The following is a 12,884-nucleotide window of genomic DNA, read 5'->3' as shown; positions in this document are numbered from 1 at the left end:
GCAGGGGGTCGATTCACTATGGCATACGCCCGGTGCGACAAAAGATATCACTAAAATGTATCTTTATGTCGACCACTCGCGGCAGCGGCGGGGGGGGCATTGGTTCGTCATTTCGGGGTCACGCTTCGGGGCCCGCACGCTCGTCGGGGCCTTCGTGGGTTTTGCGCGTCTCCTCGGCGCCCATCAGATCGGCGGCGCGCGAGCGCTGCATATCGGCCCGCCTGAAATAGCCGATGACGGTCGCCACGCTCGTATGTCCCGTCATCGACATGGTTTCGGCCAGCGGCACCTGCTGAAGCGCAGCCTCGGTGACGAAGCCGGCGCGCAGCGAGTGGGCGGAGAAGTCGCCCGCAAGACCGGCGAGTGCGCATCGCTCGCGCACGATGTCGCGCACGGCGGCCTCGGAGAGCGGTTCGCCCACGTGTCCGCCGCGTCGAACGCGCCGAAAGATCGCCCCTTCCGTGATGTCCGCCGCCGTCAGCCAATCCGTGAGCGCCACGGCCGCCGCACCCGTGACCGGCTTTTCGTTCTCAGGGAGGTCTGCGCCCTGTTGATTCGTCTTCGACCAAGCGAGCGTGTAGACGTAATGGTCTGGTCCGCTGCGCCGCACGTTCTCGCATGTCGCCCGTACGACTTCCGAGCGCCTGCGGCCGCCGCTCGCCCATGCGAACAGCAATAGCGCGCGATCGCGCTTGCCGCGCAGGGTGTCGTCGCAGGTTGCCAGAAGCGCACGCAAGGGCTCGCGCGTGAGTGCTTCTTTCTTTGCCGTGCGAACGCCACGCTTTGCGTAGGCACGACGTGTCTTGGCAAGCAGTTCGCGCACCGCCGGTTCCGCGCACGGGTTCGGCAGGTGGTGCGACGTGTGCAGCTTGGCGATGACGCTCAACCGGTGGAACAGTGTGGCGAGCGCCGGTGGCCCCACACGGGCCTTGAGGCCTTGAGCGACGAGTGCGGCATCGAGTGCGTCGGGCATCTCGGTCCTGAGACCTTGCTTGCCTTGATGCAGCGCATGGTCGACCACGAACTGCACGATCACGGCGACCGGCAGCGGTGCGACGAGCGCCTGCCCGTACCTCAGGCGATACCAGCCCATCCAGTAGCGCATGGCCGATTGATAGCTCTGACGCGTGTTCTGCGAGTCGCCTTCCCGGGCGAGCGATTGTGCCGCGTTGAGCGCGTCGTCATGGAGCGTTGCTGGATTTCGCGGCGGGGGCAGGCCGAGGGCCGACGCACCTCCCATCACTGTGCTGGGCACCGATTCGGCGGGCGATAGGTTCGACGCTGTAATTTTTTCACCGGACATATGATTTCATATGTAATATGTATTTAATATAATTCATATGGCAAATAACCCACGATAATCTTCCATTATCATAGGTTATTTAGCAATGCCTTCGATTTTCAGGAGCGTTCCACGATGACGACGTCCCAAACCATGACATCTCCCATGGCCACGCCGCTGCCCCGGCAAGGTGGGCGAGGCATTTCGGAACACGACGTCTGGATGGCGGCCGATGCGTTGCTGATGGCGGGGCAGCGTCCGACCATTGAACGCATTCGTCAGCAGTTGGGCCGTGGCTCGCCCAATACCGTGAGTCCCTATCTGGATGCGTGGTTTGCCGGACTTGGCGCGCGCTTGCAGGGCGCAACGGCCGCCGCGCCCGGGTTGCCGGATGGCGTGACGATGCCGGAATCGGTCGCGCGTGCCGCGCTCGATCTGTGGGCGCTGGCGTTGAACGAGGGGCGTGCTGCCCTGGCGGAAGACGAAGCGGCGCGGCGCGCGGTGTTGGACGCCCGCGAAGCCGAGCTGGCAGCGGATCGCGAGGCGCTGGAACAGGCGCGGGCCGTGCTCCACGAGCGCATTGCCGCTGCTGAGACGGCGGCTGCGGATGCTCGCCAGGCGAGGGAGGAAGCGCAGGCGCAGGCGCGGCGCGCCGAGGCGCTGCTGATCGAGGCGCAAGCCGATGCGGTGGCATCGCGGCAGGCGCTGTCGGTGGCGCGCGAGCGTATGCACGCGCTTCAGGAGGAGCACGCGGCACAGCGGTCTCATTGGGATGTCGAGCGCACCCGGCTTGGCGAGCGTGCCGAAGCGAACGAACGCCGCTTGATGCTCGAACTGGACGCCGCGCGCGAGTCGATCAAGTCGCTTCAGCAAGAGCGCAAGCACGTGCAGCGTCAGCTGCAGGATGCCGAAACCGGGCTTGCGGCGATGACCGAGGCGCAGCACGCGATGCGGGCCGCGAAGGCACTGCAGGATGCGGTCGTGGCGAGGCTGCGCGAGCAGGTCAGCGCGCAGGAGGCATTGGCGGCAACGTATCAGTCGATGCTGGCCGCGCCGATGACGTTATCGTCCGGGCGCGGCAACTTATCGGGAAGAAAGCGTCGCGTGAGCCATGCGGGCGTGCCGACAACGTCAGTGTTGCGTCGCGTACGCCGACCATGACACATGGGTAGCGGGCGTGTCTGAGATTTGTCGGCATTGTGGCGAACCGTCGCTCAGCAAGTCAGTCGTCCAGGCATGCGCGCAACGTTTGCGCGAGACGGGCGGCTTCCTCGGCATCGGCGACGTTCGCGAAGCCAAGTACGAGGCCACGCGGCGTGCGCGGTGTATGCCCGTTCGCATACCAGCTCGAGAGGGGCAACACGGCAAGTCCCGCCTCGCGGGCCCGGGCGGCAACGGCAACGTCGTCGACCGGGCCGTGCGGGCCTTCCGGGAATCTCACCGCGAACTGGACACCGCCGAGTGGCAAATCGAGGCTCAGCCGCTCGCCGAACGCCTGTGCCAGCGCTTGCGTGATCAACACGCGGCGCTGTCCGTACAACGTGCGCATTCGCTTCACATGTCGCGCAAAATGGCCTTGTGCCATGAAATCCGCCACGGCCGCCTGCAATAGCGCTGGAGAACCGGTGTTCATGCTGCACGCCACCCGCGCGACGCGCTCCACAGCACGCTCCGGCACGACCGCGTAAGCGAGCCGCAGGCCGGGGAACATCAGCTTGCTGAGCGTGCCGCAATAGATCACGCGATCGTGCCGATCGAGGCTCTTCAGCGCCGGCAATGGCCTGCCCGAATATCGGAACTCGCTGTCGTAATCGTCCTCGATGATCCAGCGAGACGCTTTCTCGGCCCAATTCAGCAGTGCCAGGCGTCTTGCGAGCGACAAGGTGTGACCCAGCGGGCTCTGGTGCGATGGCGTGACCAGGGCGAAGCGCGCTTCCGGGTCCAGTTGTATGCCGCGCTCTACGTCGATCCCCTCATCGTCGACCGGCACGGGGACGAACTGCATGCCGGACTCGGACAGAAAATCGCGCGCGAGCAGATAGCCGGGCTCTTCGAACCACACGCGATCGTTCGGTTTCGCGAGACTGCGCAACACGAGTTCAAGCGTCGCGCGGTAGCCGCCGGTTATGAACACTTGCTCGGGCACACAGGTGACACCGCGAGACAGACCAAGATAGGTGGCAATGCGTTCTCGAAGCGGCCGGTAGCCCATCGGATCCGGGCAGGAGAGCATCGCGCGATCGCCGCTGCGCACACGAAGCGAAACCAGTCGACTCCATATCTTGCGGGGAAACGCGTCGAGCGCCGGTTGCCCGGCCTGCAACGGTCGTGGCTCGCCGCTCATGGCGACAGTGATGGCCACGTGGGGCAGTGCCGGTCGACTCGGTGACGCGGTTGAGGATTTCGCTGGGTCGGCGCCTTCTACGTTCGCTCTTTCAGTGTGCGGCACACCTTGCGGTGTCTGGCGATCTGTTCCGTAAGTCGAATGCATGATCGACGGCGGCAGCGACGGGGAAACAAACGTGCCGGCCGCGCCGCGCATCTGCAGATAACCCTCGTCGACAAGGATCGTATAGGCCAGTTCGACGGTGCCGCGAGCGGTGTTCAACTGCGCGCAGAGGCTGCGAAGTGCCGGCACGCGATCTCCAGGACGCAGATGCCCCGCGGCAATCGCCGTCCTGAAACGCTCACAAATCTGCAGATAGATCGGCTGCGGTCGCTGGCGATCTATCTGGATGTCCAGGGCGGGCGTTCGTGCGGGCATGAGTGTCTCGTGGATGAGGGCGGGCCAAGTTGATTTGGACTAGTCATATCGACGATTTTTGGCCCTTATTGTTACGACATGATTGTTACATACTGCCCTCAAGCAATGCCATGGCGAGGACACTTCCACGCGATGCCACGCTCAGTACGCGTCTCGCGCGTTCAGTTACCCCTTTGGAGAATCTGCCATGAAAATCGTGGTAATCGGTGGTTCGGGCCTGATCGGCTCACGTCTCGTCACCCTGCTCAGCCAGGCAGGCCATCAGGTGCTCGCCGCGTCCCCGCGCACCGGCGTCAATTCCGTGACCGGCGAAGGTCTGGATGCCGCGCTCGTCGGCGCGGATGTCGTGGTGGATGTCACGAACGCACCGTCATGGGAACCGCAAGCGGTGCTCGACTTCTTCCGCACCTCGGCGCGCAATCTCGGCAAGGCTGAGGTGGCCGCGGGGGTGCGCCATCATGTCGCGTTGTCAATCGTCGGTACTGACCGCATGCCGGAGAACGCGTATTTCACGGCCAAGGTCGCGCAGGAGGCTGCGATCGAAGCCTCTGGCGTGCCATACACGATTGTGCGCGCCACGCAGTTCATGGAGTTCATCGGCGGCATCGCGGATTTCAGTACGGACGGTGGCAACGTGCGCGTCGGCGACGGACTGTTCCAGCCGATCGCCGTGGATGACATCGTCGAGATCCTCTCGCAAGTCGCGCTTGCGGCGCCGCTGAACGCGACGATGGATATTGCTGGTCCGGACCGTGCATCTCTCGCGCAGATCATTTCGCGCTATCTGAGCGCGAAGGGCGATGCCCGCCCCGTGGTGACGGACCGCAATGCTCGGTATTACGGTGGCGTCGTCGAGGAACTGTCGCTTGTCCCGCTCGGCGACGCGCGGATCGGCCGTATCAGCCTCGATCAATGGCTCGCCCAAACGAGCCAAGGCTGACAGTTCGGGCCGGCCATGTTCCCTTATGGAGTGAAGTGATGAAACGGATGGTTTTTTTCGGCGCGGCGCTGATGGGCCTGTGCCTGACGATTGCGGGGCCGGTCGCGGCCGCGCCCGAGGCGCATGTGGTGCCGCTGAGTTCGACGCCGTTGCCGGAATACCCGGGCAAGGAAGCCCAGATGATCGTTGTGGAGTATCCGCCGGGCGCAGTCGACCCCGTGCACCGTCACGACGCGCAAGCGTTTGTGTATGTGCTCGAGGGAAGCATTGTCATGGGCGTCAAGGGGGGCAAAACGGTGACGCTGAAGGCGGGGGATACGTTCCACGAAGGCCCCAACGACATTCATACGGTAGGGCGCAATGCGAGTACCACGCGCCCTGCCAAGTTTGTCGTGTTCCTGATCAAGAAGCAGGGCGCGCCGATCCTGACCCCGGTGAAGTAACACCGCCGTTCCAGCCGGTGCCGGCAACTCCGGCGTCCCCGACCGGGCGAGCGTGGATGGCCGCTGCTCAGGCCATCGCCGCAGCACCGGGGGCGCCCGGCAGCGCCGATAAGATCCGGGCGAAGGCGTCGCCCGTGACGGGTTTGCCGAGCAGGAAGCCTTGCAGCTCGTCGCAATCGAGGGTCTTGAGCGCCTCGCGCTGCGACGGCGTCTCGACGCCTTCGGCCACCACATCCATATCGAGCGAGTGCGCCAGTGCAATGATGGCGGAGACCACGGCGCTGCCCTCGCGGCCGCAGGTGTCCAGCCCGCTCGTGAAGAAGCGGTCCATCTTCAATTGCTTGACGCGAAAGCGCTGCAAGTACGCCAGACTCGAGTAGCCCGTGCCGAAATCGTCGATGGCCACTTCAAAACCCTGCTCGTGGAAGGCGCGGATCACGTCGATCGTGTGCTGGGCATCGAACATGGCCACCGTCTCGGTGATTTCGAACATGAGCCGATCGGCGGCGATGCCCGCCTCGCGCACGATCTCCACGATGTTTTCCACGAGTTGCGACTGGGCCATCTGGCGCGGCGAGAGGTTGATCGCGACCTTGACGGGCGGCAGGCCCGCGGCGTCCCATTCCTTGATCTGCTGGCACGTCGCCCGCACGACCCAATAGCCGATCGGCACGATCTGGCCGGTGCGCTCGGCGACGGGGATGAAGTCGGCCGGTTGCAGTTCGCCGAAGGTGGGATGCGACAACCGCAGCAATGCCTCGGCACCCGCGAGCGCCTCGGTGTCACCCCTGTACTTCGGCTGGAAGTGAAGCGAAAAATACTGCTCGTGTTCCGCGTCGTGCAGCGCCTGCTGGATCTCCCACGTGCGTTGCGCGGCGGCATTCATGCGCGGCTCGAAGTAGCGGAAGATGCCGCGCCCGGCGCGCTTGGCTTCGTACATGGCGGTGTCGGCGTGCTTGAGCAGGATGTCGATGGTATCGCCATCGTCGGGAAACACGGCGATGCCGATGCTGGGCATGACGTGCAGCGATTGATTGCCCACGCGAAGTCCGTCTCGCATATCGTCGAGCAGGCGTTGCGCCACGCGCCCCGCGACCGCCGGTGACGACAGGGAGCCCAGCAGTACCACGAACTCGTCGCCGCCGAGTCGGGCGACCACGTCGTCGCCATTGACGTTTTTGCGAAGCCGTTTGGCGAACGCGCGCAATACGTCGTCGCCCACGTTGTGGCCGAGCGAGTCGTTGATGGTCTTGAAGCCGTCCAGATCCATGAACAGCACCGCGAAACGGCGCTCGTCGCGACGTGAGTTCACGAGCATGCGCGCAGCGGAGTCGTGCAGGGCGCGACGATTGGGCAGATCGGTCAGCGCATCGTAGGTCGCCATTCTGGCGATCTGCGAGTTCAGCTGCAGAACGGAGTTGGCCAGGAAACTCGTGCGGGCGTCCAGGCGCGAGACGAGCAGGGTGGTGACGAGCATCAGGAAGGTGAACAGGCTGACGGTCGTCACCAGCCACGGGGAGCTCACCCCGCCCGCCGCGCCACAGATGGCGCCCGGCACAAAGTTGGCCGCCGACATGCCGGTGTAGTGCATGGCCGTGATCGCCAGTCCCATGACCCCAGCGGCGCCGATGCGTTTGGCCATGACGTAACGCAGACTTCCGTCGCGCAACGTGCGCGCAATCCACAGTGCCGCCGTGGCCGCCGCCATCGCGATCAGGATCGAGGCGGCAAAGCGTCCCGGATCGTACTCGATGCTCGGATTCATCTTCATGGCGGCCATGCCGGTGTAGTGCATGGCCGCGATCCCGAGACCGAGCGTGACACCCGCGGTGACCAGCCGTCGCTTGGTGAAGTGTTCGCGGGCGACCAGCCAGAGCGCCGCCCACGAGATAACGACGGCAATGCCGAGCGAGGCCGCGGTAATGACGGGGTCGTATCCGAGCGCGAGGTTGGCGTGCGAACCCAGCGGCGACCCGATCGGCGCGAGCGACAGCGCGAGCATGCCGATGAAGTGCATCGACCAGATACCGATGCCCATCGCGGCCGCGCCCACGGCGAGCCACGCGTGACGCATGCCGCGGTGCGTCAGGAGATAGATGCGACCCGAAAGGTCGAGTGCGGTATACGACGCGAGCACGGCAACCGCGAGCGATAGTGCGACGAGCCAACCACTGTACGAACTGGACATATGAGAACCGACCGAAAAGTCCTGCTTAACTGGTTATCGGCAAGGACGGCCGATAGTTGAGGGGCACGTAGGAATCTTTCCGACAGCGCTCGGCCGATTCGGTCGGGTGGCGCGTGAGCGGGGACTTCACCGATGTTCGGGCGCGTCGTGCCGACCCTCGACACTGCCGATATCATGGGGAATAATCCGTCCATGCCCGCCTTGAGCCGTGTCGTGGGTGGACGACCCGGCACGCGGCGTCGCGCGCATCACCTGCGTCACCCGCGTCCCTCTTGGGCGACCAACCGTCGGAATCGCGAAGTCTCGGACATGACACGCGTATGACGTCGGATGCCAGCGGGCGGTAGATTACGGCAGCCCTCAATTTTGCCTGATTTCCGCGGGATTTCCTCGCACTGCGTCAATTTTGATAGTTAAATGCCCCGCTGGCGCCGTGAAACGTGCCGTCATGCGGCGCGCTCACCCGTGCCGGTGGCGTGTGCGGAATGGCTGCGGCATTGCACGAACAGGGAGCCGGTCATGCCCGCTAAATTGTCGTCTGCCTCGCGCTCGGCCACGGCCAGCCCCGCCGCATCCTCCGCTGCGTTTCCGGTCGCAACATCGCCCACCGTTCCCGTCGTGCCGTTCGAAGCCCGCATCGCTGCCGGGCGCAAGCTGCGCGACACGACACCGCGTGGTAGCCACGCTCATGTCGGCAACGTCGACCGAGACGTTGTGGAATTGCTGCGCACCAGCAGCGAGGGACGCGTCGATGCGCTCGTGCCGCTGCGCTATGGACGCATGCTCGCTTCACCCTTCGCTTTCTATCGGGGCAGCGCCATTGTCCAGGCCCACGATCTGGCGGGTACCCCACACACCGGTCTCACGCTCCAGATCTGCGGCGATTGCCATCTGGCCAACTTCGGCGGCTTTGCCACACCGGAGCGCACCCTGATCTTCGATCTGAACGATTTCGACGAGACAGCGCTTGGGCCTTGGGAGTGGGATCTAAAGCGCTTGTGCGCCAGCCTGGTACTGGCTGCCCGCCAATTCGGCTTCGGCGATACGCTGGGCGTCGAGATGGTGCGCACGGCGGTACAGACGTACGCGCGGCGCCTGAACGAATACGCCCACATGCCGACGATTGCGTTATGGCATGAGCAGGTGACGTTCGAGCGCATGCTCGACCTCGCTCAAAGCGACCGCGTGCGAGAGGGTGTGAAACGCGGCATTGCGCGCGCCACCGGACGCACGCACGAAAACGTGCTCCCCAAGTTCGCCCAACAGGTGGGCGATCATTGGCAGATTCGTGACGCACCACCGAGCATTTTCCATGTGCACGGCGCCACAACGCTGTTCGGCACGGAAGATGACTGGCTCGGCGCGGGCGATTGGCGCACGCTGTTCGCCCCCGTTTACAAGAGCTATCTGAACTCGCTCTCGCCCGATCGTGCGCTCATGTTGTCGAGCTACACGCAGGAGGATCTGGCGTTCAAGGTCGTGGGTGTCGGTAGCGTCGGCACCCGGTGTCTGGTGTTGCTGATGATGGACACGCACGAGCAACCGCTCTTCCTGCAGTTCAAGGAGGCGTCGAAGTCAGTCGTCTCGCGCTTCTTCAAAAGCGCTTCGTCGAAGCACGACGGGCGTCGCGTCGTGGAGGGGCAGCGACTTATGCAAGCGGCCTCCGACGCCTTTCTGGGCTGGGGCAGCGGCCCGTTTGGGCGCAGCGTGTATGGACGTCAACTGCGCGATATGAAGGTGTCGGCGCAATTCGAGCTGTTCCGCGCCGACGGCTTTCGCGAGTACGCCGGGCTTTGCGGATGGGTCCTGGCGCGCGCGCATGCCAAAGCGGGCGGTTGTGCGGCCGAGCTGGTTGGGTATGTGGGCAAAGGCAACCGGCTCGGGCAAGCGTTGGTCCGTTACGCGACAGATTACGCCGACCAGGTCGAACGCGACTACGAGGTGTTCCGAAAGGCATGTCGTGACGGTCAGCTCGAGGCACGCACCGATGCCGACATGGCCGCCGATTTCATTGCGTGAGCCGAACAGGGGCGATGCAGGCTTCCCCCAATGCATCGGCGATCGGGCGTGACTAAACTACTATTGACAAGCGCGAATTCACAAGCGCGATACTAGGTACGCTGGACGTCCACCGCCACGCATGCTTGCATGCGGGCGTCCTCCGGAACTGACATGAACCGCCCGCCCGCCAATTCGACGTTGCGCGCAGTAGCGACAAAGCCGTTTGGCATACGTCTGAAATGGCTTCTCTTGCTTGCGGCCGCGTCACTGTGCGCCATCGGGGTCTATTTCGTGGCACGCGAGATGCAGACTTCGCGCCTCCAGGCGAAGTACTTTGCGGCACTTGACCGCCAGGTTTCCTTCAGGGTTGCGCAAGGCCCGAGCGACACCATCCGCTTCCCTTCCCACGGCGGTCCCTACGATCTGCGCATGGGCTACGAGCGAATACCCGAGTTTGCCGCTCGCCTCACCGCACGTGGCTTCGTCGTCACGGCACAGGCGCGCGACTCAGCCATGATGGCCCGCATCGCAGACCAGGGACTCTTCGTTCCCTACGAGGAAAAGGCTCAAGCCGGCCTTCAGCTCTTCGACGCGAGCGGCGCGCCGCTTTACAGGGCGCGCTACCCGTTGCGCACCTACGCCAATTTCGACGCTGTACCACCGGTTGTTGCCGATGCGCTGACCTTCATCGAAGACCGATCACTGCTCGATGCCGCTGAACCGTACCTCAATCCCGCGATCAACTGGAAGCGCTTCTCGCTCGCCGTCATTGATCTGGTACTCAAACATGTGCTCCATCACCATGCAATGCCCGGCGGCAGCACACTCGCAACCCAGATCGAGAAGTATCGTCACTCGCCGGGGGGGCGTACCGTCAACCCGTCCGAGAAGCTCCGGCAGATGGTCTCGGCGGCGTTGCGCGCCTATCTCGGCGGTGAGCGGACGCTCCGGGCACGCCGCGGGCTCATCGTCGCGTACCTGAATACGGAGCCGCTGGGTGCGCAGCCAGGCATCGGCGAGATCGAAGGCATTGGCGATGGGCTCGTGGCCTGGTACGGCCGCGACTTCGACGAGGCGAACCATCTGCTCGCAGCGCTCGACACGGACGCTCGAGGTCAAACCGGGGCGCCTGTCACCGGCGGACTCACCAACGAAGCGCTCGCATTCAAGCAGGTGCTCTCACTCTTGATCGCGCAACGCGCACCGTCGTATTTCCTTACGCGGAACAATGCAGCGCTCGAGACGCTGACGAACAGTTACCTGCGGCTGCTTGCCGACAACCACGTCATCTCGGCGCGGCTGCGCGACGCCGCGCTCGGTCAGCCCCTGCAGGTAAGGCACGGTCTGGCTACCGCGCCGGCAATTCCGTTTGCCAAACGTAAGGCGATTTCGGTATTGCGCGCGCATTTGCTCGAGACACTCGGCCTCAAAAATACCTACGCGCTCGATCACCTCGACCTCACTGCCAACTCGACGCTCGTCGATGCGCTCGAGCAAGCCGTCAGCAAGCAGCTTGCGCGTGCGCAAACGGTGGCTGGCGCGCAGCAGGCCGGCCTCTATGGCTTCGAGATGCTTCGCCCCGGCGACGATCCTGCGAAGATCGCCTTCAGCTTCTCGCTCTATGAGCGCCGCCGCGGTGAGAATGTGCTGCGCGTGCTAACCGACACCGTGAACGAGCCGTTCGATATCAACCAGGGGGCGCGCCTCAATCTCGGCTCGACCGCGAAGCTTCGCACCCTCGTCCTGTATCTGCAGATCGTCTCCGATCTCCACGCGCACTATGCCTCGCTCACACCACCCGAACTTGCGGGCGTGAAGCCCGACGCGCTCGACGCCCTGACATCGTGGGCGCTCAACTATCTTGCGCATACGACCGACCACTCATTGCCGGCGATGCTGGACGCCGCCGTCGAACGCAAGTACTCGGCCAATCCCGGGGAAGTCTTCCACACCGGCAGCGGCGAACAGGCGTTCTCGAACTTCGAGCCCGCCGACAATGGCCGCATCCTGAGCGTGCACGAAGCGTTCCAGCGCTCGGTCAACCTCGTGTTCGTGAGGCTGATGCGCGACATTGTCCACTACGAGATGGTCAGGCAGGCGGGGCCGTCGGCGCACTGGCTCACGGATCCGGCGCTGCGGCGGCAGTATCTGACACGCTTTGCCGACGAAGAGAGCCTGACCTTCCTCGACCGCTTCAACAAAAGGTATGCGGGGCTTGCGGCCGACCAGGCGGTGGGGAAACTTGTCGCGGGGATGCCCAGGTCGCCGGTGAGGCTCGCGGCGGCCCTGCGCAGTGTGGCGCCCGAGGCCTCGCTGGCCTGGTTCGAGGGCCAGATGCGCGCGGCGCTCAAGGGTACGCCCGCGGCCATGATGAGCGCTGACGTCATGGCGGGGCTATACGCGAAGTATGGCCCCGACAAGTTCGACCTCAACGACCGGGCCTATCTCGCGCGTGTTCATCCGATCGAGCTCTGGCTTCTCGCTTACCTTCGCGCCCATCCGAATGCCACTGAGAGCGAATTGCGAGACGCGAGCCGGGACGTGCGTCTCGAATCGTATTCGTGGCTCTTCAAGACGCGCTTCCATGCTACCCAGGACCGCCGGATCCGGGAGACGATCGAGCGTCAGGCCTACGTCCCGATCGTGCGCGCGTGGCGCTCGCTCGGCTATCCATTCAAGACCATCACGCCGTCCTATGGTTGCGCCATCGGCGCCGCGGGCGACCGGCCAGCCGCGCTTGCGACACTCATGGGCATCATCGCCAACGACGGCCGAAAGGTGCAGGAGGAAAGCCTGAGTTCGCTCACGTTCGCGGCCGCTACGCCATACGAGACGCATTTTGCTCGTGCGTTCGATGCGGGGCAGGTCGTGATTGGGCCCGCAATCATCGACGTCGTGCGGGGCCTGTTGCGTGACGTCGTGACGGGCGGCACGGGAAAGCGCCTCGCCGACGGACTGCCGCTAGGCCGGGGCCGCACCCTCGAGGTCTCCGGCAAGACCGGCACCGGCGATCAGCGTTTCAACGTCTATGCACGCGGTGCCAGGCTCATCGAATCGCGCAAGGTCAACCGCACGGCGACATTCGTGTTCATGATCGGAAACCGCTTCTACGGTGTGTTGAGCGCCTACGTGCACGAACCCTACGCGACACGCTACACCTACACCAGCGCGATGGCCGTCCAGCTCCTGAAGTCCCTCGGACCGACACTCGCGCCGCTCGTCGGCAAGACAATCGTCTCTCAACCGCTGCCATGACGAACGAACGC

At 64.4% G+C, this 12,884-nt stretch carries 8 protein-coding genes; 5 read left to right on the top strand and 3 right to left on the bottom strand.

Features of this window, described 5'->3' with window-relative positions:
* Positions 1 to 118: 118 nt before the first annotated feature.
* A complete protein-coding gene (locus PCE31107_RS10875; protein WP_150608501.1) occupies positions 119 to 1,240 on the bottom strand; it encodes a site-specific integrase in 1,122 nt (373 codons plus the stop codon).
* A gap of 177 nt (positions 1,241 to 1,417) precedes the next feature.
* Between PCE31107_RS10875 and PCE31107_RS10870 the strand changes: the two genes are divergently transcribed.
* Positions 1,418 to 2,443 (top strand): DNA-binding protein, encoded by a 1,026-nt coding sequence (locus PCE31107_RS10870; RefSeq protein WP_150608352.1) that lies wholly within the window; start codon positions 1,418 to 1,420, stop codon positions 2,441 to 2,443.
* Between the two features lie 61 nt (positions 2,444 to 2,504).
* Here the strand turns inward: PCE31107_RS10870 and pdxR are convergent, their stop codons facing one another.
* Positions 2,505 to 4,046 carry a MocR-like pyridoxine biosynthesis transcription factor PdxR gene (pdxR, locus tag PCE31107_RS10865; protein WP_150608350.1) on the bottom strand — a complete coding sequence of 514 codons (1,542 nt, stop codon included), beginning with the start codon at positions 4,044 to 4,046 and terminating at the stop codon, positions 2,505 to 2,507.
* A 187-nt stretch (positions 4,047 to 4,233) separates the two neighbouring features.
* Here pdxR and PCE31107_RS10860 point away from each other — a divergent pair, with 187 nt between their 5' ends.
* Together PCE31107_RS10860 and PCE31107_RS10855 are read left to right on the top strand one after the other, a co-directional pair.
* Positions 4,234 to 4,986: an SDR family oxidoreductase gene (locus PCE31107_RS10860; RefSeq protein WP_150608348.1), complete on the top strand. Its 753-nt coding sequence runs from the start codon at positions 4,234 to 4,236 to the stop codon at positions 4,984 to 4,986.
* Positions 4,987 to 5,024: 38 nt separating this feature from the next.
* Positions 5,025 to 5,429, top strand: a complete 405-nt coding sequence (locus PCE31107_RS10855) for a cupin domain-containing protein (protein WP_150608346.1) — start codon at positions 5,025 to 5,027, stop codon at positions 5,427 to 5,429.
* 67 nt (positions 5,430 to 5,496) lie between these two features.
* Here the strand turns inward: PCE31107_RS10855 and PCE31107_RS10850 are convergent, their stop codons facing one another.
* Positions 5,497 to 7,617, bottom strand: a complete 2,121-nt coding sequence (locus PCE31107_RS10850; RefSeq protein WP_130025887.1) for a putative bifunctional diguanylate cyclase/phosphodiesterase — start codon at positions 7,615 to 7,617, stop codon at positions 5,497 to 5,499.
* Positions 7,618 to 8,136: 519 nt separating this feature from the next.
* Between PCE31107_RS10850 and PCE31107_RS10845 the strand changes: the two genes are divergently transcribed.
* Positions 8,137 to 9,636 (top strand): DUF2252 domain-containing protein, encoded by a 1,500-nt coding sequence (locus PCE31107_RS10845; protein WP_174966623.1) that lies wholly within the window; start codon positions 8,137 to 8,139, stop codon positions 9,634 to 9,636.
* A gap of 153 nt (positions 9,637 to 9,789) precedes the next feature.
* Entirely contained in the window at positions 9,790 to 12,873 is a 3,084-nt protein-coding gene (locus PCE31107_RS10840) for a transglycosylase domain-containing protein (protein WP_150608344.1), read from the top strand.
* The last annotated feature ends 11 nt before the right edge of the window (positions 12,874 to 12,884 follow it).

The sequence above is a fragment of the Pandoraea cepalis genome (assembly GCF_902459625.1).
GTDB classification, from domain to species: Bacteria; Pseudomonadota; Gammaproteobacteria; order Burkholderiales; family Burkholderiaceae; genus Pandoraea; species Pandoraea cepalis.
This window is presented reverse-complemented; position numbering and strand designations above follow the sequence as displayed.